This is a genomic window from Chitinimonas sp. JJ19 (assembly GCF_036961565.1).
Classification (GTDB): Bacteria; Pseudomonadota; Gammaproteobacteria; order Burkholderiales; family Chitinimonadaceae; genus Chitinimonas.
The window spans coordinates 43225-68564 of record NZ_JBAMDD010000008.1 but is presented as its reverse complement, the minus strand read 5'-3'; the positions used below and the strand labels follow the sequence as shown (position 1 = coordinate 68564).

The window sequence follows — 25340 nt, the reverse complement described above, 5'->3', positions numbered from 1 at the left end:
GGTGGCGGATGTGGGCTAGCCTATCTCGCCCTGGAAGGCGACCCGCTCGAAATCTTGGCCACGCTCTATCAACTGATCCAGCCTGACCTTCTTGATCTGACCTTCGATATGTACTTCGATGATGCGGCCGGCCTTGAACCAGGTGGGTGGCAGCAGCAGGCTGGGCAGTGCCTGCAGGGTGGGCATGCCTGGTAGTAGCAGGGCCTGGGTGAAGCGATTGGAGAAGGTGTTGAGGCCGGTGGCACGCACCGCCACGGCTTGCGGCATGCCGGGCAGGGCGCGCACGCCCATGGCGATCTCGCCGTTGCTGCCTTCCAGCAGCCAGCGCACGGTGCCGACCATGAATCCCTGTCCTGGGCGGGGGCGTACGGCAACCAATTGGCCATGCATCAATCGGCCGCCGGGCTCATTGCGCTCCAGCTTGAAGCCCAGCGCGCTCTCATTGTGTACCCGCCAGGCCTCCATCTCGGGTTCCGGCTCGGCATCGCGATTGACCTTGGCGGCGCTCAGGTGATGGGCCTGGCCACCGAACAGCTGGAAGTCGGCGATGGCGCGGCCACGGACTTCCATGGGCTCGGCCGGCTGGCCAAAGCGCTCGCCGCCGACGGCAAAGTGGGTAGCCACCAGCCCCAGGCCTACCTGGGCCTCGGGGGCGTCATCCCTGGCAGGGCGGCGGGGCATGCCGCGCTCTATCGGCAGGTCGCACCATTCCTGGTAGAGGCCGATCAGGTGGTTCTCTACCGTGGTGGCGGCGTATTCTTCGCCCAAGCCCAGTTGGGCGGGCGATTCGCCGGCACGCAGGTACTTGATGCGCTTCTTGATGCTCTTGCCTATGGGGTCGATATCGAGGAAGCGCCAGCCTTCGCCGCTGGGCGGCGGGTCGTGCCGCTTGAGCTCCCCCGGTGCTGCCAGATTGAAGGCCAGTACCCCTTTATCCTGGTCTGCGGGGGAGACGCTCGCCATGGCGGCCTGATTGGACCAGCGATCCAGCAAGCGATCTGTCCAGATGATCTGCCGTACCGGCATGGAGCTGGGGTTGGCAGCTGCCAGCAGCAGGGCCTGCAGGAAGGCCGCATGGCAGGACGAGAGCTCGGTCTGCTTGTTGAGGCTGTCCTTGACGATCTTGGTGGCGACATCGGCATCGGTTGCGATCTGGTACAGCGCGTACAGATCATCCCAGCGGGCCTGCGGCACGACCCGGTAGGCCAGGTGGTGCTCGCGTATGGCCAGGGCGGCATAGCGCAGAGCGCGCTGGCCGGCCAGGGCCTTGTGATCGGCCACCATCACATCGCCCTTGATGGCCGCTTGCCAGCAATGCCGGTAGCCGGCACTCATGGCCAGCCAGAGTTGGTTGTTGGCCAGCCAGATACTGTCTTCGGTGAGGGCCAGGGGGAAGGGCTTGCCGAAGTAGCGCTTGGCGTTTTCCTCCTGCAGCATGGCGACCGGCTCTCGCAGCATCTCCAGCATCTTCAGCCGCTCTATCGGCAGCACCGGGCTGACGTTGAGGCGGGCCAGCGTGTCCAACACCTCGCCGTGGGCCTGCCGCACATTGATCATGGGCACCAGCTTTAACCAGTCCCGGAAGCCGCGCGCGTCAGCAAACTCCATGGGCAGGGAGGCATCGAAGGGCGGTAGATCGAGTGCGTGCATGTTTATTCCTTGAACGACTCTAGCATCAGCAGCCTGGACGCCAGCGCGGCCTTGAGGCGGGTGGTGTCGATAACCTTGTCATGGCCCTCGCGCATGGGCTGGGCCCAGATGGGGGCCGGGAAGTGTCTGTCATCCAACCAGCGCGGGATGACATGCCAATGCACATGGGGCACGACATTGCCCAGGCTGGCCAGGTTGATCTTGTCCGGTGACAGTTCGCTACGCAGGACTTCTTCAACGGCCCAGACGGCATTCATGATTGCGACCCGGTCTTCGCTGGCAAGTTCGGTCATCTCGGCCAGGTGCTGGTTGAGTATGACACGGCAAAAACCAGGGTAGCCGGGTTCATCCACCAGTACCACGCGATACAGGGCTGATTGCCAGAGCAATTCGCCGCCGGGGGTGGCGCACAGCGGGCAGGGGGATGCGGTCATGATGGCTGCCTAATATCAAAAAATGCCAATTCTATTACGTTGGCATTGTGCGGCCGTAAGCCAACGAACTCAAGTGTGGTGGCTACCGTTTGGCTGTTCTGGTAATACGGCCAGCGGCTTGTGCTGCTGACGGATATGACGTAGGTCGGTGGCTGGTACGCGGGCCCTGATGGTGCCGGGGCTAGCACGGTGGCTGCGGCGGCAGGTTCCGGGCGGCGTGCGGTCGGGCCCAGTTCAGCAGTCATCAGCATAGCCGGCGTTAGGCTGAATGCAATGCGATGAGGGCCGCATGGGTGGCCCTCATGTGGCTCCCATGCGCCTCATTATCCAGTTGTTTAGAGCAATACCCGCTCGATACCGCCGTTGCGGGCGGTTTCCACATAGGTTGGCATCCAGTTCTCGCCCAGCACATGCTTGGCCATCTCCACCACAATGTAGTCCGCCTCGGTGCCGGCGTCGTCGTTGTAGCGGGACAGGCCTTGCAGGCAGCTGGGGCAGGAGGTCAGTATCTTGACCTTGTCGTCGCTACCGGCCCGCGCCTTGTCGGCGCCCTTGCGCATTTCTTCTTCCTTGCGGAAGCGCACCTGGGTGGCGATATGCGGGGTGGAGGCGCCGAAGGTGCCCGACTCGCCGCAGCAGCGCTCGTTCAATGCCACTTCGGTGCCCATCAGTTCGTTGGCCAGTTTGATTGGGCTCATGGTCTTGATGGGGGTGTGGCAGGGGTCGTGGTACATGTAGCGGGTACCGGTCAGGCCGCTCAGCTTGATGCCTTTCTCCAGCAGGTACTCGTGGATATCCAGCAGGCGGCAGCCGGGGAATATCTGCTCGAACTGGTACTTCTGCAGCTGGTCCATGCAGGTGCCGCAGCTGACGATCACGGTCTTGATGTCGAGATAGTTGAGGGTATTGGCCAGGCGGTGGAACAGCACCCGGTTCTCGGTGGTGATCTGCTCGCCCTTGTCGGCAAAGCCGGAGGAGGTCTGCGGATAGCCGCAGCACAGGTAGCCGGGTGGCAGCACCGTGGTGGTGCCCACGTGCCAGAGCATGGCCTGGGTGGCGAGGCCGACCTGGGAGAACAGCCGCTCCGAGCCGCAGCCAGGGAAGTAGAACACCGCTTCGCTGTCCTCGGCGGCTAGCTTGGGGTTGCGTATCACCGGCACGATATCGCTGTCTTCCACATCCAGCAGGGCGCGGGCGGTTTTCTTGGGCAGGTTGCCCGGCATCTTCTTGTTGATGAAGTGGATGATCTGGGTCTTGACCGAAGGCTTGCCTACGCTGGCGGGCGGTGCCGCCGTCTGTGCCTTGGCGGCCACCTTGAGCACATCATGGCCCAGGCGCTGCAGCTTGAAGCCCATGCCCATCATGCCGGTGCGCAGGGTCTTGATGGTGGTGGGGTCCTTGGCCGTGAGGAAGGCCATGGCCGCTGCCGTGCCGGGGTTGAACTTGCGGTTGCCGGTCTTGCGCAGGAAGTTGCGCATGGCGATGGTGACATCGCCGAAGTCGATCTTGACCGGGCAGGGGTTGACGCATTTGTGGCAGACCGTGCAATGGTCGGCCACGTCGCCCAATTCCTCGAAGTGCTTGAAGCTGACGCCACGGCGGGTCTGCTCTTCGTACAGGAAGGCTTCGGTCAGCAGGCCTACGCCCAGTATCTTGTTACGGGGCGAATACAGCAGGTTGGCGCGCGGCACATGGGTGGCGCAGACCGGCTTGCATTTGCCGCAGCGCAGGCAGTCCTTGACCATGTCGGAGATATGGCCCAGGTCGGATTGCTCCAGTATCAGCGACTCCGCGCCCAGCAGGCCGAACGAGGGCGTATAGGCGTTGCGCAGGTCGGCGCCAGCCAGCAGCTTGCCCTTGTTGAAACGGCCGTGCGGATCTATCCGCTGCTTGTAGGCGCGGAAGGGGCCGATTTCTTCTTCGGTCAGGAATTCCAGCTTGGTGATGCCTATGCCGTGTTCGCCTGAGATCACGCCGTTGAGCTGACGGGCCAGCACCATGATGCGGGCCACGGCCTTGTGGGCGGTCTGCAGCATGTCGTAGTCGTCGGAGTTCACCGGCAGGTTGGTGTGCACATTGCCGTCACCGGCGTGCATGTGCAGGGCCACGAAGACGCGGCCGTGCAGGGTCTTCTTGTGGATGGCGCGGATGGCTTCGCGGATGGGCGCGTCGGCCGCACCCGAGAACAGGGCATCCAGGTCGGCCAGCAGTTCGCGCTTCCAGGAGATGCGCAAGGCAAAGTCGCGCAGGGCGTGGAACACCGACTGCGGCGGCTCGATATCGCTGGCCGGCTCCAGCGGTGCGTCGGGATAGTTGCTGGTGTACTGCTCGTAGGCGTCGTCCAGGTGTTGCAGCAGCCAGTTCCAGCGGCCATGGACGGCCCGTATCAGGCTCAGCGCTGCTTCGCGCCGGTCGGCTATCAATTCCTCATGGCTGACGGCGGTGTCGCCGGCATCCACGATAAGCTTGCCATGGCTGAAGAAATCATCGAGCCGCGATAACAGCTGCAGCTTGTTCTGGGTGCTGAGCTCGATATTGATGCGCTCAATGCCGTCAGAGTAGTCGCCCAGGCGTGGCAGGGGGATGACCACATCCTCGTTGATCTTGAAGGCATTGGTATGGCGGGCGATGGCGGCGGTGCGGCTGCGATCCAGCCAGAACTTCTTGCGCGCCTCGGCGGTGACTGCCACAAACCCTTCGCCATGGCGGGCATTGGCCAGTCGTACGACATGGCTGGAGGCTTCGCCCACGGCGTTTTCGTCGTCCGAGACGATATCGGCCAGCAGCACCATCTTGGGCCGGCCTCGGCTCTTGGCCTTGGTGGCGTAGCCCACGGCGCGCACATAGCGCCAGTCCAGATGCTCGAGGCCGGCCAGGATGGCCTTGGGATGGGCGTCCAGGTAATCCTTGATCTCGACGATGGCCGGCGTGGCCTGCGCTACGGTGCCGAAGAACTCCAGGCAGACGGTGCGGCTGTGCGCGGGCATCTTGTGCAGGATGAAGCGGGCCGAGGTGATGATGCCGTCGGTGCCTTCCTTCTGCACGCCGGGCAGGCCGGCCAGGAACTTGTCGGTGACGTCCTTGCCCAGGCCAACCTTGCGGAACTGCGGGCCGGGCACATCGAGCAGGGTTTCGCTGATCAGGGTCTTGCCATCGGGTTGCAGCCGGCGCACCTTGAAACGCACCATCTCGGCGTCATGGATCTTGCCCCGGTTGTGGTTGATGCGCTCCACTAACAGCCAGTTGCCGTCGGGGTCCACCATCTTCCAGGAGGCCAGGTTATCGAGTGCCGTACCCCAGAGCACGGCCTTCTTGCCGCCGGCATTCATGGCCACGTTGCCACCTATGCAACTGGCCTCGGCCGAGGTGGGGTCGACGGCGAACACCAGGCCTTCGGCTTCGGCGGCTTCCATCACCCGCTTGGTGACGACGCCGGCGCCGCAGTTGATGGTGGCGACCTTGCCTTCCACGCCGGGTAGGTCCAGGTACTCCACGCCATTGTGGCGATCGAGCTTCTCGGTGTTGATCACGGCCGACATGGGCGTCAGCGGTACGGCACCGCCGGTGTAGCCGGTGCCACCCCCGCGCGGGATGATGGTGAGGCCCAGCTCTATGCAGGCCTTGACCAGGCCGGCCATTTCATCCTCGTGGTCGGGATTGAGCACCACGAAGGGGTATTCCACCCGCCAGTCGGTGGCGTCGGTCACATGGCTGACGCGGGCCAGGCCATCAAAGCAGATATTGTCCTTGCGGGTCAGCCCGGCCATGCGCTTCATCACCTTGCGGCGCAGTTCGGCCGTGGCGGGGAAGGAGGCCTCGAAAGCCTGTACGGCGGCCTGGGCGCGGGTCAGTAGGTCGCCCACGCCGGGGTTGTCGCCGCGCCGTGCTTCGATCTCGCGCAGGCGGTGGCGCATGGCATCGGTCAGGGCGGTCAGGCGCTTGGGATTGTCGAGCAGGTCGTCCTGCAGGTAGGGGTTGCGCTGCACCACCCAGATATCGCCCAGTACCTCGAACAGCATGCGGGCGGAGCGGCCTGTGCGGCGCTCGCTGCGCAGGATGTCGAGCACGGACCAGGCATCTTCACCCAGTAGCCGGATCACGATTTCGCGATCCGAGAATGAGGTGTAGTTGTAAGGTATTTCGCGCAAGCGGGGGGCGTCGGCGACCATCGGGAGGCTAACCATTTCGGCGGGGATCGGGAGGATCGATTCTAGCTGAAATGTTGCATTGCATCGAACGCTTAAGCGACCCGGTATTGCCTGGCTGAGACAGGAAAACCGCAGTAAAAACAGGGTTTTGCAACAGTGACGTTTACGTCAACGTCAGTCGCACACCTGTTTGGGCAAAGTCTTACACATCGGGCTGGGATCGCCCGGAGGGCAGATGCCGGTGATCTTGTTGTGCTTGAGCAGGCGCTGCAGTTGCTTGAAGCCCTTGCCCTGCAGGTAGAAGCCGAAGCCGTCGTTGAGTGACCAGCGTATGCCCCCACCGGTGGCATCGCCGCCTTGCCGGTTGAGACAGACTTCGCTATTGCTGGCAGCGGCCAGTGCCCGTATCTCCAGCGACCGTACCAGTTGCTCATTGGCCAGGTTGGGGTCGTTGCTGTTGATGTCCTGCAGTGGCCGGCCTTGCGCCATGGGCTCGACATAGGTGCGGAAGATGGGCGACACCACATAGGCCGGTGTGCGCTCATGCGCGGCGGGTGGCTCCAGGTTCAGCGGGAGCACGGCAATGCTGCCGGCGCGCAGGCTATCGACGGGGCCGGAATGTGCTGTGCCATAACCCAGCAGGGCCAACAGGCAGCAGCACGGTAGGCGCAGGTACGTCATGGCAGCAATCGGTAACTGTGGTTGCGGCACTATAGGACGCGGGTACTTGCTTGCCAAGCAAGCAAGGCTCCCCTCGTCCGGTTTGGACGCGCGTTTGTCGCTAAGAGCCTGTTCAAAGTCTTTTCGCCGCGTCGCTGATCTGGAAAATGGCCAGGCACAAGGCGTGGTGCGCAGGCAATAACCAGTTATTGCCAAGCGCCACAACGCAGTGAATGGCCGTTTTCCAGCTCAGCCCTCCGGGTTCGCAGCCTTGCCGGCGAATGGCGGCGTTGCAAGCCGCTGACGGTACCGGTACCGCTGCGCGGCTTGCGCCTTGCCCTTCATCCGGCAAGGTTGCGAACGACGCGGCGAAAAGAATTTGAACAGGCTCTAAGGTTCAGGCCAGGAACAGGCGATAGGCCGGGTTGTTGCGCTCGTCGCTGTAGTCGTAGCCCAGCTCGGCCAGGAAGGACTGCAGGGCGGCTTCATCCTCGGGCGGCACCTGCATGCCTACCAGCACCCGGCCGTAGTCGGCACCATGATTGCGATAGTGGAACAGGCTGATGTTCCAGCCACGGCCCATATGGGTAAGGAAGTTGAGCAGGGCGCCGGGTCGCTCGGGGAACTCGAAGCGATAGACCAGCTCATGGCTGACCTGTGGCGCGCGACCGCCAACCAGGTGGCGGATATGCAGCTTGGCCATTTCGTTGTCAGTGAGATCCAGCGCCTTGAGCCCGGCGGCATTGAGCTTGGCGACCAGTTCGGCGGCTTCCTGGCGGGCATTGATCTTGACGCCAACAAAGATATGGGCCTCGGCAGGGTCGGCCGCGCGGTAGTTGAATTCGGTGATGGCGCGGTTGCCCAGCAGTTCGCAAAAATGCCGGAAGCTGCCTGGTTGCTCGGGTATGGTGACGGCCAGGATGGCTTCGCGCGCCTCGCCGATTTCGGCCCGCTCGCTGACATGGCGCAGACGGTCGAAGTTCATGTTGGCGCCGCTGGCGACAGCGACCAGGGTTTCGCCCTGCACGCCTTCGCGCTCTGCCCAGGCCTTGAGCCCCGCCAGCGCCAGCGCGCCTGAGGGCTCCAGAATGGAACGGGTATCTTCGAAGACATCCTTGATGGCCGCGCACATGGCATCGGTATCCACCAGGATGATTTCGTCGAGCACCTCGCGGCAGAGGCGGAAGGTTTCCTCGCCCACTTGCTTGACGGCCACTCCATCGGCAAACAGCCCCACATGTTCCAGGGTAATGCGCTCGCCTGCTGCAATCGAGCGGCGCATGGCATCGCTGTCTATTGGTTCGACACCGATGAGGCGTATCTCCGGCCGCAGGCGTTTGACATAGGCACCCAGGCCGGCAGCCAGGCCGCCGCCGCCTATGGGTACGAAGATGGCGCGGATGGGATCGGGATGCTGGCGCAGGATTTCCATGCCCACCGTACCCTGGCCGGCAATCACATCTGGATCGTCAAAGGGCGAGACATAGGTGGCGCCAGTCTGTGCGACCAGTTCCATGGCGTGGGCGTAGGCGTCGCTGTAGGAATCGCCATGCAGCACCACCTTGGCACCGCGCCGGGTGACGCCGTTGATCTTGATCGAGGGGGTGGTTGCCGGCATCACGATGGTGACCTTGCAACCGAGCTTCTGGGCCGACATGGCGACGCCTTGGGCATGGTTGCCGGCCGAGGCGGTGATCACGCCGCAGGCCAGGGCTGCCGGGCTCAGCCTGGACATCTTGTTGTAGGCACCGCGCAGCTTGTAGGTAAAGACAGGCTGCATGTCCTCGCGCTTGATCAGTACCCGGTTGCCCAGGCGTTCTGCCAGGTTGGGCATGGGATCCAGCGGGGTTTCTATGGCCACGTCGTAGACGCGGGCGGTGAGGATGCGTTCTAGGTAGTCCTGAGCGGGCATGGCGGCGCGGGTGTCGGGTGCAGGGAACCTGGAAAGCTAACAGGATTCGGCCTGCCGGGCGAGTTGCCGCAGACGTCAATGCACGCTTGCCGCAGGCTACTTGCGGGCTGTGGCCCAGCCTATCAGGCCCACCCCGGCCAGGATGATGACCATGCCCAGCAGCAGCGAGAGGCTGACCTGCTCATCGGCAAACAGCCAGCCCAGCGACAAGGCCACCAGGGGGTTGACGTAGCTGGAACTGGTGGCCAACGCTGGCCTGGCGTGCCGTAACAGCCAGACAAAGGCTGAGTAGGCAATGATGGAGCCGAACACCACCAGATAGGCCAGGGCGGCGATAGCCTCCAGCTTGGGGGCAACGGGAAAGCGCTCGCCAGCGATCAGGGCCACCGGCAGCGAGATCAGCCCGCCTGCCAGCATCTGCATGGCGGCCGACATCGGCCCTGCCGGCAGATCCAGCCTGGGCATCAGTACCGAGGCTACTGCCCAGGCCAGGCACGCGGCGCCCATCAGGGCGACGCCCCTGGGGTCGCCAGCCAGGCTGGCATCATTGTGCATGACCACCATGCCGGCCAGGCCTAGCCCGATACCGCACCACTCCAGGCCACGTATGCGACTACCCAGTAACTGGCTCAGCCCGACTGTCAGCAAGGGGGTGCCGGCCACGATCAGGGCGGTGGCGCCCGAGGGCAGGGTCAGCTCGGCCACGCAGGTGAGGCCGTTGCCCAGGGTCAGCATCAGCAGGCCAATCAGGCTGGTATTGCCTAGCTGGCGTAGCGTGGGCCAGGGCGTGCCGCGCCATTTCAGCCAGGCCAGCAGCAGGCCGCCGGCAAACAGATAGCGGGTGCCAGACAGGACATAGGGTGGAAAACTCAGCAGCGCGTACTTGATGGCCAGGTAGGTGGAACCCCACACAACCCAGGTGGCGGCAAGGCAGAACGGCAGGAGCAGGCGGGAGGTGGATAGCATGGGAAGGGCAGGTGGCTAGGCTGCGGTTGGCACGGCGGCATAGCTTATCATCAGCCGCACTGGTGCTTTTGGCGCCAGACCTTTATAAACTTCCGCCATGCTACAGACACGCACCCTGATTTCGAGCGACCTCTGGCGTTCCGCCAGGATATTCAACTGGTTTCGCGCCCTGATTGCCATTGCCCTGGCTTTTGTCAGCTGGCGCCTGAGCGATGCCTTCTTCCCGACTCTGGGCGACAGGGTGTCGCTGGTCTGGCTGTCGCTGGTCTATCTGCTGCTGGCCGTGGTATTCGGCATCTGCCTGCAACGGCGCTGGCCCAATTTCCGCCTGCTGCTGACGCTGCAGGTGGCCTGTGACATCGGCTTTATCGTGGCGGTCATGGATATCGTCGGCGGCTTGCGGACCGGTATGGGACTGATGCTGCTGCCCTATCTGGCCGGTGCTGGGCTGATCAGCCGCGGCCGCACCACCTTGTTCCATGCGGCGCTTGCCAGTATCGCCCTGCTGCTGCAGCAGGCCTTGCAGTATGTCGCCACCGAGGGGGGCACCGCGGATTTCTTCCAGGCGGCCATGCTCAGCATTGCCTGCTTTGCCACGGCCTGGCTGGCGCACCGGCTGGCCAGCTATGCCACCGAGTCGGAGCGCCTGGCGGCACGGCGCGGCAGTGAACTGGCCAATATGGCGCAGATCAACCGCCTGATCTTGCAGGATGTATCGGATGGGGTGCTGGTGCTGGACGAGGCCGGTGTGATACGGCAGTTCAACCAGCAGGCCGAGCGCCTGCTGGGGCCGGGCATGGCAGCCGGCAAGACCCGGCTGAGCGAATTCAATCCCTTGCTGACTGGCGCGCTGGCCAGTTGGCAGGCCGGCCACAGCTTGCTGCCGGTAGACCTGGAGATTACCCGCCAGGTGGTACGCCCCCGCTTCATGCCCATCAAGGTGGGCAATGCCGAAGGCGGCACGGTGGTGTTTCTGGAAGACATAGAGCGGCTGCGGCGCGAGGCGCAGCAGATGAAGCTGGCCGCGCTGGGCCGCCTGACGGCGAATATTGCCCATGAGATACGCAATCCCTTGTCGGCCATAGGCCATGCTGCCCAATTGATGGCGGAGGAGGCGCAAGACCCGGCCAGCTTGCGGCTGACGCGTATCATGGTGGAAAACAGCCGGCGGCTGGATGGTATCGTGCGCGCCGTGCTGGACCTGAACCGGCGCGACCGGGCTGAGCCGGTGGATATACGCCTGCATGAATGGCTGACCGCCTTTGTGGAGGAGTTCCGCGAGGTGGAGGGCATTGCTGCCGAGCTGACCCTGCACTGCCCCAAGGGGGCCGTGGCCCGCTTTGATGAGGGGCAGTTGCACCAGGTGCTGTGGAATCTGTGCCGCAATGGCTGGCGCTACAGCACCCGGCAGGATGGCGCCCTGGGCTTGCGGGTGGCGCGGCTGGCCGATGCCTGGGTGCTGGATGTGCATGACGACGGCCCGGGTGTACCGGCAGCCGATGTGAGCAAGCTGTTCGAGCCTTTCTTTACCACCGATGCCAAAGGGACGGGCTTGGGCCTGTATATTGCCCGCGAGATTTGCGCTGGCAATGCCAGCGTGCTCGAATATGTGTCTTCACCACCGGGCGACAAGCATGGTGGTGCCTGTTTCCGTATCACTTTTCCGGCCCGCCCTGCATGAGCAAACGTACAAGCAAAGTCCCCTGCATCCTGGTAGTTGATGACGAACCGGATCTGCGCGAGTTGGTCGAGCTGACCCTGCTGAAGATGGGTCTGGATGTGAAGATGGCCAGCGGCGTGGAAGAGGCCAAGGTGGTGCTGGACGCCGGCGGCGTAGACCTGTGCCTGACCGATATGCGTATGGGCGATGGTTCAGGCCTGGATGTCGTCAGGCATATCCAGACGCAGGGATTCGATGTGCCGATTGCGGTAATTACCGCCTATGGCAGCCTGGACAATGCGGTGGAGGCGCTCAAGGCTGGCGCCTTTGACTACCTGGCCAAGCCGGTATCGCTGGACCAGCTGCGCACCCTGGTGCGATCGGCACTGGTGCTGGATACCCCGGCCGCCAAGGTGGTGGAGCAGGGCGAGCGAACCTTCATAGGCGAATCGCCAGCGCTGCAGCAGGCGCTGCAGCTGATAGACAGGCTGGCGCGCAACCAGGCGCCGGTTTACCTGACCGGCGAATCGGGCAGCGGCAAGGAGCGGGCGGCACGGCTGATCCATGCCCAATCCAGCCGGGCGGCCCAGCCCTTTGTGGCGGTGAACTGCGGCGCCATCCCCGAGAACCTGATGGAGAGCGAGTTCTTCGGTACCCGCAAGGGGGCATTCACTGGTGCTGACGCTGAGCGCGATGGTTTTTTTCAGGCGGCCAACGGCGGCACCCTGTTTCTTGATGAAGTGGCGGATCTGCCGCTGGCCATGCAGGTCAAGCTGCTGCGGGCCATACAGGAAAAAAGCGTGCGCAAGCTGGGCGATACCAAGGAAATCCCCACCGATGTGCGCATCATCTGCGCCACCCACCAGAACCTGGCCAAGTGTGTGGAGGAGGGGCGTTTCCGGCAGGACTTGTATTACCGCCTGAATGTGATCGAGCTGAAGATGCCGGCGCTGCGCGAGATGCGCGAGGACATACCGGTGATCGCCAAGGGGGTGCTGGCGAGGCTGGCGGTACGCAACGGCATGGATGAGCCCAAGCTGGCGCCTGATGCGCTGCAGGCGCTCAGTGCCTATGACTTCCCTGGCAATGTGCGCGAGTTGGAAAATGTGCTGGAGCGTGCGCTGGCGCTGTGCGATGGCCGCCAGATACGGGTGGCAGACCTGCAGCTGAGCCTGCGCGACGGTGACGAGGCCCTGCCGGCTGCCGCCATAGGCGACAAGTATCCGCTGCAGGACTACCTGGACCGGACCGAGCGCGAAGCCATACTGGAAGCGCTGGACAAGACCCGATTCAACCGGACCCAGGCAGCCAAGATACTGGGTGTGACCTTTAGATCGCTGCGCTATCGGATGGAGCGTCTGGGCATCAACTAGGTGTAGACCAGTCTGCCATATTGGCCGGTGCAGCCGATGCCACCCAAGCAAAAGCCCGCTCTCTGCCGCGGGCTTTTGCTTGGGTGGCCAGCCAGATGCGCGGTACTTCAGTCGGCAGGGCCGTAGCGCCGCATGGCTTCCACGGCCAGGCCGGCGCCTATGCTGCCGAACAGGTCACCTTCGACCGCGCGGGCAGCGGGCAGCAGGGCGGCGATGCGGCGGCGCAGCAGCGGTATGCCGCTGGAGCCACCGGTGAAGAACACCGTGTCTATGCCCTCGGCCTGCACCCCGGCATCGCGCAGCAGTTGGGCTACGGTCCGTTCCACATCATCCACCAGGCTGCCGGTGGCCTGCTCGAAGGTGGGGCGGTCTATATCGTGGGTCAGGCCGGTTTGCAGCCTGTCCAGCAGCAGGGTGGTGCTGGGCTGGTCGGACAGGGCGATCTTGGCTTCCTCCACCCGCAGGGCCAGCCAGTGGCCGGCCCGCTGTTCGATCAGGCTCAGCAGGCGGTCCAGCTTGTCCTTCTCCATGGCGTCGCGGTAGACCTCTTGCAGCTCCATCCAGATCTTGCGGGTATAGGTGAAGTTGATGGTATGCCAGGTGGCCAGGTTGAAGTAATAGCTGGATGGCACCTCGGCGTTGTTGCGCAGGCGCGTGCGGTAGCCCAGCAGCGGCATCAGGCCGGCCAGGCTGAGGTATTTGTCGAAGTCGGTGCCGCCTATGTGCACGCCGCCGTTGGCCAGCAGATCGTCGCGCCTGTCCAGCTGCCGGGTACGCTGGGGTGATAGGCGAACCAGCGAGAAGTCCGAGGTGCCGCCGCCGATATCGGCAATCAGCACCAGCTCCTCGCGGGTAATGGTTTGTTCATAGTGGAAGGCAGCAGCAATGGGCTCGAACTGGAAGCTGACTTCCTTGAAGCCCACGGCGCGCGCGGTTTCCTCCAGGGTGCGCTGGGCTTGCTGGTCGGCGGCGGGGTTGTCGTCCACGAAATGCACCGGCCGGCCGAACACGGCCGTATCGAATTCGCGGTCGGCCGACTGCTCGGCCCGCAGCTTGAGTTCGCCTATAAAGCGCGACAGCAGCTCGCGGAAAGGCAGGGCGCGGCCCAGCACTTCGGTCTGGCCGTCGATCAGGCTGGAACCCAGCAGGCTCTTGAGCGAGCGCATCAGGCGGCCTTCGTAGCCGTCCAGGTATTCGGCCAGGCCTTGGCGGCCAAAGGCCACGGATTCTTCCTCGGCATTGAAGAACACCACCGAGGGCAGGGTCAGCTTGCCGTCTTCCAGCGCCAGCAGCGCCGATTGGCCCGGCCGCAGCCAGCCTGCGGTGGAATTGGAGGTGCCGAAGTCGATGCCGCAGGCACGGGCAGGGGAGGAATACATCGGAACGCACCTTTTCAAGAGGGGCGCGGATGCTACGCAAATCGCCGGGATGTGTCCAGTTTTCTTTTCTGTATCAGCGGCTTAAGCCCGCCCGGGCGTGTGCCTGGGCGGGTTGCCGGGCGATCAGGGCAGATCGCGCTTGAAGAAATCGCGGTAGCGGTCCATCAGTTCCTCGGGGTGGCCTACGGTAATCTGCATATCATGCAGCAGCCCGTCAGACAGCCTATACACCCAGCCATGCACGGCGACCTGCTGGCCGCGCGCCCAGGCATCCTGCACCACCGTGGTCTGCGAGGCGTTTACCACCTGCTCGATCACATTGAGTTCGCACAGCTTGTCCAGGTGCATCTCGGGCGGGAACTTCTCCAGCCAGCGGCCATGTACCCGGCGCAGGTCATGGATATGCCGCAGCCAGTTGTCGGCCAGGCCCACGCGACGGTCTTCCAGTGCCGCACGCACCCCGCCGCAGCCATAGTGGCCACATACGATCAGGTGCTTGACCTGCAGCATGTCGACGGCGAACTGCACCGCCGACAGGCAGTTGAGGTCGGAGTGGACGATCAGGTTGGCCACATTGCGGTGGACGAACACCTCACCCGGCAGCAGACCTATCAGCTCGTTGGCCGGCACGCGGCTGTCGGCGCAGCCTATCCACATATATTCCGGCGTCTGCTGCTTGGCCAATTGCTCGAAGAAATCGGGTACCTCGGCCTTGACCTTGTCCGCCCAGCGGCGATTGTTGGCAAACAGGTTGTCGAGATCATTGCTCATGCGTTGAAAACTCCTCGGTTTGCGGTGAATAGGGTGTGTTCATATGGCAGGACTCTTAGATGGGCGGTAGCTCCAGTGCGTAGTCCACCAGGGTTTCCAGCGACACCAGCTCCAGTACGTCCTCGTGGGTGGCGGCCAGCACGATGGGCGCGGCTGCGCCTTCCACCAGGGCCTCCACCCAGCGGGCGGCGCAGACGCACCAGCGATCGCCAGGCTTGAGGCCGGGAAACTCGAACTCGGGCCGGGGTGTGCTGAGGTCGTTGCCACGGGCCATGGAAAAAGCCAGGAACTCGCGGGTCAGCTGCACGCAGACCGTATGGCGGCCGACGTCCTCGGGGCTGGTATTGCAGCAGCCATCACGGAAAAAACCGGTCAGCGGCTTGAGGCTGCACGGCTCCAGCGGTAGGCCGAGCACATTGAGCGCGTATTTCATGGGCATCCTGCAGGCTGAGATGGCAGCGATTATGGTGGGAGCGGGGAAAAAGACAAAGTGCCATCGTGGCGAGGGCGGCCAGCGGTGATAGGGCCAGTGTTGGCGTAGAATCCGCAGCCTGCTGCTGGGAATTTACTCGCAAGAACAGGAGGGCGAAGAAGCCTGGCGCATGCTACAGGGTGGTCCGACGTCTATCGCGCTATGGTCCCGGGCGGCTGCCATGCGCAGTACCAGCCACCCGGAAGAGGCGCTGGCCCTGTACTTCAAGCGGTTGCCGAACAGGGTCAACGAGGGCGCCATCAATGCCCGTTATGAAGAAGCTGCACGCGCAGCAGGGCGAGTCTGCCAAGTTTGATGAGGACTTGGCGTCCATACGGGCAAGCTATAAGGCCAAGCGTAACTTTATCATGGCTTTGGCGGGGTTGGGTGCATAGGTTTGGTCACCAAGGCGGGTGCTGGTGGGGTGGTTGGCTGCCGGGGTGTGGGTATTGCAGGTGGTCGTGAGTTTGAGGCTGGCCGCTTGACTATTATGCTGGCGTGGATGCGCAGCCATCATGAGTGGGATGTCGGTGGAGAGGAGGGGGCTGCTGTGAATGCCGATTAGGACAATGGGGCGGCTGCATCATCCAGTGTCTTCGTTGTCATCTAAGTTTCTCGGTCTTCAATATGATCCGGATTGGCAGCTTGTCGGGCTGGTGGCATGGTGACGCACACGTAGGCGAATTACGCCTGCAGTACGCCGAAAGGTGGTGGCAATGCTGCAAAAGCTGCTGAAATGGCCAAACCCAGGCCATTTCAGCCTCAAATGCCACAAGGATGTGGACTAGATACCCTCGTCGTAGAAGGCACTTATTGCGGTAGCGAACCAAAAGAGTTGACTTTCAGAAAAATCATCTCGAACCCAATTTGGTAGGCTCTGGCGTGGAAACATTAGTCGAGAGAGTGATAGTGCTAGCTGCTGTAGCTTGGCGTTAATCCGAGTCTCAATGCCTGCGTTCTCAATGCCACGCCCCAGTGCTTTAGCAAGAGCAAGCAAGACCTCCAGAAAGACAAATTTCGCTTCTGCGCGGTTGTCCGGGCGACCAATGAACGACCAAAAATCCATGCCGATACATCTATATACACGGACGGACCGAGTTGCGGAGTCGATAACCACACCCGGCATATTATCGCGGTCTTCTTCCTCAAATCCGTTCTGCAAAAGTTTTACCAGAATTTGATTCTCTTTGTTATTTGTCGTTTTGTCTGTTCCATATGTCAAACCGAGAACCACATCAATACCCGTTACGTTTGGATATGTTTCTCTTGTTTGCGCGACCCAGGCGCGATAATTATCAATAATCGCGCGAGTCATGCCTTGAACTTGCGTATCATTGATTGTATTTGGCCCACTTTTTATGGATGTAAGATAGCGTCGGTCGCCAATGACTACAGATTTGTCAATCTCGCGCCAAACAGAATTTAGCCTTTGTTGCGCTCTTTCGTCCCGGCCGAGTCCCTCAAGAGCATCAAATTCTTCCCGCTTTTCTGGGGCTTCAATCCATTTATTCTCTGACCCAATTGGGTATTGGCTAACAAACGCGGCCTCAATTTGCTTTCCAAAAGAAGTCTCTAGCGCCATATACAGCTTGCTATTAAACAGAAATGTACCAAAGGCTTCTGGTGCGTCGAGCCTCATGACGCTTGCAGACGTCATGAGAACATATGGATTTGTACGGTAATCCGCAATGCCTTCCCTGCGCTCAAACGCCGCCGGCAAATTTGTGCTGATGTATGCCGCAAGCGCATCAGCCAATGAATCCACCCGCTCCTCAGTTACTAAACTGAACAGTCTGACCACGTCTTCAGGGTTGAAACGGTGAGCCCGTGCTTTGAGTATTTTGGACAACGGTATTTGAGCAGCTGTTCTTCTTTGTGTTACCATTTTTAGGCCATTGAGCTAATTTTACGTAAGGTCTGCGGCGCTTCATAAGTTGCAGAGTCGTTGGTTTCCCCATCTTCCCACACGTATGTCTTACCGTCCTTGAACCATTGACGGGTTCGAACGTGCGATTGTACATATACAACCCTATAACCCTCTGGCTTAGCAGCGACTGCAAGCCAATTGCGTTGTTCTAGGGCGTCCAATTCTTTCGCTATGACGTTTCCTGCTACCGTTCCGAGTCGTACAGGGACAGCATTTCCGACCTGCGCATACTGCTGGCTCGGGGTACCTTTGAGCACCCAATCTTTTGGGAACTCTTGAATCAGCGCATATTCCTTGAGCGAGAGCGCGCGCACGGCTGTAGGGTGGCAAAGCGATGTGCTTGCATGATTCGGCATGGTGACAAGCGTTGGACATGGAAGGTCATAGCTCAAGCGACGCCACCACCCAGACCGCCCCCCTTTTGCATGCCACGCTGAGCCCATCGATTCCTGCTGGAGTTCCAAGGGTAGACTGCGCCAATTTGAGCCCTGGGGAATCAAACTAAGATAGGTCTTCTTACGTGGGCTGAAATCGAGAATTACCTCGCCTGGATCGTCTATGCTACCAATGGCATCGCGGAGCGTGCTCCAAGGCTTTTTTGCAACGTCAGGTTCGATGAGAGAGACTTGCTCAGAAATTGAGTGCGCTGGGCCATGTGTTGGATTCGGAAAATCGACTACAACGTTATAACGATTCCCAATGAATAGTGCGCGTTCACGCAGTTGAGGTGCGCCGTAGTTTACGGCATTTACCTCGAAACAATCCATGTGGTAGCCGTTCCCGTCCAGGCTAACTATGTTCTGCATATCCTCAGCAAATAGTCGAACTACAGAGCCCGGACGCTCGTCGGGCTCAAGTGGTGGTCCGCCACGCTCGGGCCGTTCCGCAAGCGGACGATGTCTCAAGGCAGCGGATAGCAAACCTCTCACGTTTTCCATGAGAAAGAACTTTGGCTGCATATATTCCACGAAACGGAGGTACTGCCATAGCAGAGTCCCGCGAGGGTCTTGCGTGGCCATACGGCGACCGGCCGTACTAAAGGCTTGGCATGGAGGCCCTCCAACTAGAACGTCAAGCTCCCCGGGCTTAAGTCCGCAAGCTGCGAGGACTTCTGCCGGGTCAAGCTCGGAGATATCCCCCTCAAAAACCTTTAGGTCGGCACGTAGCCGCCCTTGTGCCCGATTCGTTCGAATCGTTTCGCAAAATGCCGGTACTTTCTCTACGCAGGCCAACAGCTCAAAACGGCCAGTGCTATCGAGCCCGAGATCAAGCCCCATAGCTCCTGAAAACAGAGAGATTACGTTGTACTTCTTGGGAGGGGCTGCCCCCGTGCGCTTAGTCATTTGATTCTTTACGTGTATAGAGGTCGTCGGACGAAAAGAGACTTGCCTGTAAACCACCCATGTGATGTTGGGCATAGGTACGCATGAACTCTCGAAGCACTTCCGAGGCGCACCGATTCTCTGCCAAACAGGCGGATTGGAACTCGTCTCGGAGCAACCTCTCAACGCGAATGCGGATGCCAACTTGTTTGGTAGCCATATGCGCATCATACCGCAGTGGATACACAATTGTGTATCCACTGCGGTCGGCATAGGGGTGGAGCAGTTGCCCCCCCCCAATTTAGGCACAGGCCGCTTTGTAGTGAGACTGTCAAGAGCAGTCGCCTATCCACCCAACGTCCACCGACGACCACGGATTATGATGCGCATGAATGTCGGTTCCGGAAGGGCCACCGCCCACATCGACTCCGCCGTAATCGAAATGCGTTAAGTTAAGGGGAAGTGCTAATCATAAACAGCACGTTAGTCTAAAGCGCTACAGCACTTAAATGCTCTTGTGGGGGAGGTGGCGGAGTCCTTGCGCACGGACCCCGCGGGATGGGGGCAATTGGAAAAACAAATGGCCCAGTCTCGCGACTGGGCCATTGCTTTGATGCTTGGGGTGGATGATGGGACTCGAACCCACGACGACAGGAATCACAATCCTGGACTCTACCAACTGAGCTACATCCACCACTGTTAACACTGCGGCACTACCTTGGCGACATCCAACCGATCATACTGGTTGGCGCGCCCGACAGGAATCGAACCTGTAACCTACGGCTTAGAAGGCCGTTGCTCTATCCGGTTGAGCTACGGGCGCCGGGCCTGGTTGATTCTACTGCCTGGTACTACTGTAAATCTTGGTCGGGGCGGTGGGATTCGAACTCACGACCACCTGGTCCCAAACCAGGTGCGCTACCAGGCTGCGCTACGCCCCGAAGAGGGCAGAATACTAAGGTGGGGCGGCACCCTTGTCAAGCTACTACTTGGGGCAAAACGCAAAAAATGCGAGAATTCAGCCCTTTGCATCAACTGGCCACCGCCGATCGGAGCACGCAATGAGCGCACAACTACTTGATGGCAAGCTGATTTCTGCTGAAATCATCGATGAGGTTCGCAGCCAGGTTGACGCCCGGTTGGCGTTGGGGCGGCGGGCGCCGGCACTGGCTGTGGTGCTGGTGGGCGATGATCCTGCCTCGGCTGTTTATGTCAGCAACAAGAAAAAAGCCTGCGAGCGGGCCGGTTTTCGCTCGCTGTCCTATGAGTTCCCGGCCAGCCTGAGCGAGGCGGATCTGCTGGCGCTGGTGGAAAAGCTCAATGCCGACCCGAGTGTGGACGGCATCCTGGTGCAGTTGCCCCTGCCCAAGCATATTGATGCCGAAAAGGTGATCGAGGCCATCAATCCCTTGAAGGATGTGGATGGTTTTCATCCCTATAACTTTGGCCGCCTGGCCCTGAAGATGCCGTTGCTGCGCCCCTGTACCCCGCATGGCGTGATGGTGATGCTGGAAAAGACGGGCGTGGACCTGGTAGGCAAGGATGCCGTGGTCGTCGGCGCATCTAATATCGTTGGCCGCCCGGCGGCGCTGGAACTGCTGCTGGCGCGTGCCACGGTGACGATCTGCCACAGCAAGACCCGCGACCTGGCCGACAAGGTCAGGGCGGCGGATGTGGTGGTGGCGGGGGTGGGCATACCCAATTTCGTGAAGGGCGACTGGATCAAGCCAGGTGCCATCGTGATTGATGTGGGCATCAACCGGCTGGACAATGGCAAGCTGTGCGGGGATGTGGAGTTCGAGCCGGCGCGTGAGCGAGCCAGCTGGATTACCCCTGTGCCCGGCGGTGTCGGCCCCATGACTATCGCCATGCTGATGCGCAATACGCTGGACGCCAGCATCAACCTGAACCCCTGAATCGAGCCTGCCCATGCTTTACCCCCTGTTGCGCCCGCTTTTGTTTGCGTTTGAGCCGGAAACCGCCCACAAGCTTACCTTTACCGGCCTGGAGGCCTTGCATGCGCTGGGTTTTGCCACGGTGCTGGGGAGCCGCGAGGAGGACAGGCCGCTGGAGGTGATGGGCCTGACCTTTCCCAATCCGGTGGGCTTGGGTGCTGGCCTGGACAAGAACGGCGAGCATATCGATGCACTGGCCGACCTGGGCTTTGGCTTTATCGAGATCGGGACGGTGACGCCCAGGCCGCAGCCCGGTAATCCGCAGCCGCGTCTGTTCCGGCTGCCGGCGGCCGAGGGCATCATCAACCGCATGGGTTTCAACAATGGCGGCCTGGATACCCTGGTCAAGAATGTGGAAGCCGCGCAGTACCGGGGCATATTGGGCATCAATATCGGCAAGAACTTCGATACCCCGATAGAGCAGGCCGCCAATGACTACCTGACCTGCCTGACGCGGGTCTATCCCTATGCCAGCTATGTGACGGTGAATATCTCTTCGCCCAATACCAAGAACCTGCGGCAGTTGCAGGGGGCGGATGAGCTGGAGAAATTGCTGTCGGCGCTGAAGGACGAGCAGGCGCGGCTGACGGTGCGCCATGGCCGCTATGTGCCGCTGGCGCTGAAGATTGCGCCGGATCTGGAAGGCGAGCAGATACAGGAAATCGCCCGTTTGCTGGTGGAATATCGCTTTGATGGGGTGATTGCCACCAACACCACGCTGTCGCGGGTGGGGGTTGAGCATCTGGCCCATGGCAAGGAGACCGGTGGCTTGTCCGGTACACCGGTACGGGCCAAATCCACCGCTGTGATACGGGCGCTGGCCACCGCCTTGAATGGCCGCGTACCCATCATTGGTGTGGGCGGCATACTGGAAGGCAGCCATGCTGCCGAGAAGATGGAGGCCGGTGCTTCGCTGGTGCAGATTTATAGCGGCCTGATCTACCGTGGCCCGGCCCTGGTGGCTGAGAGCATACGCGCCATCCGCGCGCGCAAGGGCTGAGGCATGGCTGCGCAGACCTTGCCGCGAGACTGGCAGTTGCAGGACGGCACCATACGGCTGCGGCCTTTCCGCTTCGACGATGTGGCGCCGTTTTATGCCATGGTGGATGTGTCGCGCCAGGTGGTGGGGCGCTGGCTGGCCTGGTGCAATGCGGATTACGACCTGGGGGCGGCGGAGCAGTGGGTGGCACGCTGCATACAGGATTGGCCATCTGGCCAGAAGTACGCCTGCGTGATCGAGGATGTCCGCGATGGCAGCCTGCTGGGGGGCATAGGGCTGATGATAGAGAACAGCCCGCTGACCCACCATGCCAACCTCGGTTATTGGCTGCGCAGCGACTGCCACGGGCGTGGCGTCATGACTCGAGCCGCGCGCATGCTGGCCGAATTCGGCCTGCGCGAATTGGGCCTGCCACGGGTGCATATCTATGCCCTGGCCGATAATATCGCCAGCCGGCGGGTGGCCGAGAAGGCGGGCTTCCAGTTTGAGGGCGTGTTGCGCCGCTACTGCAAGCGGCCTGATGGCTCAGCCGGTGATAGTGCCTGGTACTCGCTGATCGCCGAGGACCTGCAGTGAACCTGACCCTGGTCGAGCGCATTGATGCGGTACTGCCGCAGACCCAGTGCACGCAATGTGGCTACCCCGACTGCCATCGTTATGCCGAGGCCATTGCGGCGGGGGAGGCTGGTATAGACCAGTGCCCACCCGGCGGTGAAGAGGGGGTGGCGCTGCTGGCCGGCTTGACCGGGCGGCCCTTGGTGCCGCTGAATCCCGTACATGGGGAGACCAAGCCGTTTGCCCTGGCGCTGATAGACGAAACCCATTGCATAGGCTGCACCCTGTGTATCCAGGCTTGCCCGGTGGATGCCATACTGGGCGCGGCCAAGCTGATGCATACAGTGCTGGTGGATGAGTGTACGGGCTGCGAGCTGTGCATTGCACCGTGCCCGGTGGATTGCATCAGCATGGTACCGGCTATGCGGCCCACGGCTGCAGTGGCGCGGGAGGCCCAGGCGGTGCAGTGGCGTGCGCGCCATCGTTTCCATCTGGCGCGGGTGGCGCGCGACAAGCGTGAGCGGGCGGACAGGCTGGCTGCCAAGGCGCTGGCCAAGCGGGATGACCCGCATTTTGCCGATGCGGCCAAGCAGGCGAAGATTGCGGCGGCCCTGGATAAGGCGGCGAGCCGACAGGCGGCCGATCTGGCCGCCCCAGCGCTAGACCCGGCGGCGGCGCGTCGTGCCAAACTTGAGGCCATCATGGCCAAGGCCGCCGCCAGGTTGGCGCCGCCCGGCAAAAACGGAGATGAATCGCAATGAATATGGGTATCTGGGGGGCGGCAGGCTTTACCGTCCTGTTTCTCGTCCTGTTGTTTTACGGCTATAACTCGCTGGCTTTGCTGCTCTTGCTGCTGCTGCCACTGCTGCTGGTTGTGGTTGGTGTCAGGCATATGCGGCACAAGCGCGAGCTGGCGCAAATGCGCGAGGCGGAGGTCTGGCAGACCGTGATGGTGCTGCCGGAGAAAAAAGACAAAAAGCCGCAATAGCCCTGCACGGGTTGGCGGACGACCTATACATGGATCATGAAGCTCAATACCCGACTGCATAACCGTATCCGCTTCAAGACCTGGGTCAAGGTTGTCCCCAGACAAGGCCCTGGCCTGCTGGGGAATATCGAGGATATCTCCAGTGCCGGCCTGGGTATCGAGCATGACCGCATGATAGCCACCGGCGGTGACTGCCATGTCTATTTCATGCTGCCGCTGGATGGCCGCGAGCATATCGTGCAGGCGCATTGCCGCATCGCCAGTTGCCGGCCGATAGAGGGCAACCGCTATCACGTGGGTCTGGCGTTCGTCGATTTTGTGTCTGATCCGCGCGCGACGGCTACCCTGATCGAATCCTTTATCCGCCACGTTGAGCAGACCGCGTAGCCACGCCGCCGGAAATCACACCTTGAACAAAGATAGTCGCCGCGCCTTTTTTGAGCGCCTGCGCGCGCAGAACCCCGAGCCCCGTACCGAACTGGAATACAGCAGCCCGTTTGAGCTGCTGGTGGCCGTGGTGCTGTCTGCCCAGGCGACCGACGTGGGCGTCAACAAGGCCACCCGCAAGCTGTATCCGGTGGCCAATACCCCGGCTGCCATCTATGCCTTGGGCCAGGATGGGCTGGAGCGTTATATCCAGACCATAGGTTTGTACCGCAGCAAGGCCAAGCATGTGATAGAACTATGCCGCATGCTGATGGAGCTGCATGATGGCGAGGTGCCGCAGACCCGCGAGGCGCTGGAGGCTTTGCCGGGGGTGGGTCGCAAGACGGCCAATGTGGTGCTGAACACGGCCTTTGGCCAGCCTGCCATGGCGGTCGATACCCATATATTCCGGGTGTCCAACCGTACCGGGCTGGCGCCGGGCAAGGATGTACGGGCGGTGGAGGACAAGCTGGTGAAGGTGATACCCCGCGAGTTCATGCTGGATGCACACCATTGGCTGATACTGCACGGCCGCTATGTCTGCAAGGCGCGCAAGCCGGATTGCCCGGTGTGCATCGTGCGTGACCTGTGCGATTACAAGGGCAAGAGCGAGTGACGTCCTATAGCGGGGCATGCCAATGCGGGGCGGTGGCCTACCGCGTCAGCGGCGAAGCACTGACCTTGTTTGCCTGCCACTGCACCGATTGCCAGCGGCAATCTGCCAGTGCATTCGGCATGGCCCTGTGGCTGCGGGGGGCGGAGCTGACCCTGTTGCGCGGCAGCCTGGCCAGTTGGACGCGTGATCTGCCCTCGGGTAGGCAGATGGCATGCCGCTTCTGTCCGGTTTGCGGCAGCCGCTTGTTCCACCAGGTGGTCGGCAACGAGATATTGAGCATCAAGCCCGGCAGCCTGGACGATAGCACTGGCCTGCAGCCGGCTGGCCATATCTGGACCGACAGCGCCCAGCCCTGGGTGCGGCCCGCATTGCAGGGCCTGTGCTACCCCGGCAACCCCGACGGCTTTGGCGAACTGATGGAGGCCTGGCACCATGAAGATAGACGCTGAAGGCTGGCTGGACGGCGTGCGGCGCATAGTTTCGCCTAACCAGGACGCACGGGTTGAGGGCATGGCCATCGATATGGTGGTGATCCACTCGATCAGTCTGCCGCCTGGCGAGTTTGGCGGGGACGGCCCGATACGGTTGTTTACCAATACCTGCGATCCGGCCGTGCATGCCTGTTTCGAGGAGCTGCAGCATGTACGGGTCTCCGCGCATTTCTTTGTCCGCCGCGATGGCGAGATCATCCAGTTTGTGCCCTGCCTGGCGCGTGCCTGGCATGCCGGTGTGTCGCGCTGGCAGGGGCGCGAGCGCTGCAATGATTTCTCCATAGGCATAGAGCTGGAGGGGGGCGACGCCTGGCCTTATGAGGCAGCCCAGTACCACGCGCTGGATGGCCTGCTGGCCGCCCTGGCCGAGGCTTACCCGATACGGCACCTGTTGGGGCATTGCCATATTGCCCCCGAGCGCAAGACCGATCCTGGCCCTTATTTTAACTGGGAGCGCTACCCGGCCACCTTCCAGGCGGGGCGAGATGTATCGGGCTAGGTGGCAAACCAGCAAGCTGGTGTGGCAAAGGCTGCACCATTCGGCGGCATTATCCTTATTGCATCGCACCATGCTGGCGCGGCAGGTCTATAATCCGCCGCCATCAGGGCGCATCCCGACGCCTGCAGGGCAGTCG

General features: G+C 61.7%; 23 protein-coding genes and 3 tRNA genes. 12 read left to right on the top strand and 14 right to left on the bottom strand.

Features of this window, described 5'->3' with window-relative positions:
• Positions 1–15: 15 nt before the first annotated feature.
• From V7714_RS11620 to yedA, 6 genes are all read right to left on the bottom strand, one after another.
• Positions 16–1650: a hypothetical protein gene (locus V7714_RS11620; protein WP_335709868.1), complete on the bottom strand. Its 1635-nt coding sequence runs from the start codon at positions 1648–1650 to the stop codon at positions 16–18.
• A 2-nt stretch (positions 1651–1652) separates the two neighbouring features.
• A complete protein-coding gene (locus V7714_RS11615) occupies positions 1653–2084 on the bottom strand; it encodes an HIT family protein (protein ID WP_335709867.1) in 432 nt (143 codons plus the stop codon).
• 335 nt (positions 2085–2419) lie between these two features.
• Positions 2420–6268, bottom strand: a complete 3849-nt coding sequence (locus V7714_RS11610) for a DUF3683 domain-containing protein (protein ID WP_442891003.1) — start codon at positions 6266–6268, stop codon at positions 2420–2422.
• A gap of 138 nt (positions 6269–6406) precedes the next feature.
• Positions 6407–6913 (bottom strand): hypothetical protein, encoded by a 507-nt coding sequence (locus V7714_RS11605; protein WP_335709865.1) that lies wholly within the window; start codon positions 6911–6913, stop codon positions 6407–6409.
• Between the two features lie 376 nt (positions 6914–7289).
• Positions 7290–8804: a threonine ammonia-lyase, biosynthetic gene (gene ilvA / locus V7714_RS11600; RefSeq protein ID WP_335709864.1), complete on the bottom strand. Its 1515-nt coding sequence runs from the start codon at positions 8802–8804 to the stop codon at positions 7290–7292.
• Between the two features lie 96 nt (positions 8805–8900).
• Positions 8901–9770 (bottom strand): drug/metabolite exporter YedA, encoded by an 870-nt coding sequence (gene yedA / locus V7714_RS11595; protein WP_335709863.1) that lies wholly within the window; start codon positions 9768–9770, stop codon positions 8901–8903.
• Positions 9771–9867: 97 nt separating this feature from the next.
• On the opposite strand from yedA, the gene V7714_RS11590 reads away from it, so the two are divergent.
• Complete coding sequence (locus V7714_RS11590) at positions 9868–11451, top strand: two-component system sensor histidine kinase NtrB (RefSeq protein WP_335709862.1); 1584 nt, start codon at positions 9868–9870, stop codon at positions 11449–11451.
• Positions 11448–12803, top strand: coding sequence for a sigma-54-dependent transcriptional regulator (locus V7714_RS11585; protein ID WP_335709861.1), 1356 nt, complete (start codon positions 11448–11450; stop codon positions 12801–12803). The genes V7714_RS11590 and V7714_RS11585 overlap by 4 nt, the downstream gene beginning before the upstream one ends.
• Positions 12804–12910: 107 nt before the next feature.
• On the opposite strand, the gene V7714_RS11580 is transcribed toward V7714_RS11585, so the two are convergent.
• The 3 genes from V7714_RS11580 to V7714_RS11570 all read right to left on the bottom strand — a co-directional run bounded on the left by V7714_RS11580 (position 12911) and on the right by V7714_RS11570 (position 15386).
• On the bottom strand, positions 12911–14182 hold the full coding sequence (locus V7714_RS11580) for an Hsp70 family protein (protein WP_335709860.1): 1272 nt from the start codon (positions 14180–14182) through the stop codon (positions 12911–12913).
• Between the two features lie 123 nt (positions 14183–14305).
• Positions 14306–14953, bottom strand: coding sequence for a carbonate dehydratase (gene can, locus V7714_RS11575; protein WP_335709859.1), 648 nt, complete (start codon positions 14951–14953; stop codon positions 14306–14308).
• 55 nt (positions 14954–15008) lie between these two features.
• Positions 15009–15386 carry a DUF2237 family protein gene (locus tag V7714_RS11570; RefSeq protein WP_335709858.1) on the bottom strand — a complete coding sequence of 126 codons (378 nt, stop codon included), beginning with the start codon at positions 15384–15386 and terminating at the stop codon, positions 15009–15011.
• Between the two features lie 311 nt (positions 15387–15697).
• Between V7714_RS11570 and V7714_RS11565 the strand changes: the two genes are divergently transcribed.
• Complete coding sequence (locus V7714_RS11565) at positions 15698–15820, top strand: hypothetical protein (protein ID WP_335709857.1); 123 nt, start codon at positions 15698–15700, stop codon at positions 15818–15820.
• Positions 15821–16209: 389 nt separating this feature from the next.
• Here the strand turns inward: V7714_RS11565 and V7714_RS11560 are convergent, their stop codons facing one another.
• The 5 genes from V7714_RS11560 to V7714_RS11540 all read right to left on the bottom strand — a co-directional run bounded on the left by V7714_RS11560 (position 16210) and on the right by V7714_RS11540 (position 19615).
• On the bottom strand, positions 16210–17274 hold the full coding sequence (locus tag V7714_RS11560; protein ID WP_335709856.1) for a PmeII family type II restriction endonuclease: 1065 nt from the start codon (positions 17272–17274) through the stop codon (positions 16210–16212).
• Between the two features lie 38 nt (positions 17275–17312).
• Entirely contained in the window at positions 17313–18695 is a 1383-nt protein-coding gene (locus tag V7714_RS11555) for a DNA cytosine methyltransferase (RefSeq protein ID WP_335710006.1), read from the bottom strand.
• Between the two features lie 597 nt (positions 18696–19292).
• Positions 19293–19368: transfer RNA gene (locus V7714_RS11550), tRNA-His, on the bottom strand.
• Between the two features lie 52 nt (positions 19369–19420).
• A tRNA-Arg gene (locus V7714_RS11545) sits at positions 19421–19497 on the bottom strand.
• A 41-nt stretch (positions 19498–19538) separates the two neighbouring features.
• Positions 19539–19615, bottom strand: a tRNA-Pro gene (locus V7714_RS11540).
• Positions 19616–19735: 120 nt separating this feature from the next.
• Between V7714_RS11540 and folD the strand changes: the two genes are divergently transcribed.
• From folD to ampD, 9 genes are read left to right on the top strand one after another with little or no spacing between them, the layout of a single operon-like run.
• Positions 19736–20590 (top strand): bifunctional methylenetetrahydrofolate dehydrogenase/methenyltetrahydrofolate cyclohydrolase FolD, encoded by an 855-nt coding sequence (folD, locus tag V7714_RS11535; protein ID WP_335709855.1) that lies wholly within the window; start codon positions 19736–19738, stop codon positions 20588–20590.
• 13 nt (positions 20591–20603) lie between these two features.
• Positions 20604–21629 (top strand): quinone-dependent dihydroorotate dehydrogenase, encoded by a 1026-nt coding sequence (locus V7714_RS11530; protein ID WP_335709854.1) that lies wholly within the window; start codon positions 20604–20606, stop codon positions 21627–21629.
• A gap of 3 nt (positions 21630–21632) precedes the next feature.
• Complete coding sequence (locus V7714_RS11525) at positions 21633–22205, top strand: GNAT family N-acetyltransferase (RefSeq protein ID WP_335709853.1); 573 nt, start codon at positions 21633–21635, stop codon at positions 22203–22205.
• Positions 22202–22945, top strand: coding sequence for an RnfABCDGE type electron transport complex subunit B (locus tag V7714_RS11520; protein WP_335709852.1), 744 nt, complete (start codon positions 22202–22204; stop codon positions 22943–22945). Before V7714_RS11525 ends, V7714_RS11520 begins: the two co-directional genes overlap by 4 nt.
• Complete coding sequence (locus tag V7714_RS11515) at positions 22942–23172, top strand: hypothetical protein (RefSeq protein ID WP_335709851.1); 231 nt, start codon at positions 22942–22944, stop codon at positions 23170–23172. Before V7714_RS11520 ends, V7714_RS11515 begins: the two co-directional genes overlap by 4 nt.
• Before the next feature lie 36 nt (positions 23173–23208).
• Positions 23209–23559, top strand: a complete 351-nt coding sequence (locus tag V7714_RS11510) for a PilZ domain-containing protein (protein WP_335709850.1) — start codon at positions 23209–23211, stop codon at positions 23557–23559.
• A gap of 22 nt (positions 23560–23581) precedes the next feature.
• A complete protein-coding gene (gene nth / locus V7714_RS11505) occupies positions 23582–24214 on the top strand; it encodes an endonuclease III (protein ID WP_335709849.1) in 633 nt (210 codons plus the stop codon).
• Positions 24211–24663, top strand: a complete 453-nt coding sequence (locus tag V7714_RS11500) for a GFA family protein (RefSeq protein ID WP_335709848.1) — start codon at positions 24211–24213, stop codon at positions 24661–24663. Before nth ends, V7714_RS11500 begins: the two co-directional genes overlap by 4 nt.
• Positions 24647–25204: a 1,6-anhydro-N-acetylmuramyl-L-alanine amidase AmpD gene (gene ampD, locus V7714_RS11495; protein WP_335709847.1), complete on the top strand. Its 558-nt coding sequence runs from the start codon at positions 24647–24649 to the stop codon at positions 25202–25204. Before V7714_RS11500 ends, ampD begins: the two co-directional genes overlap by 17 nt.
• Positions 25205–25340 lie beyond the last annotated feature (136 nt).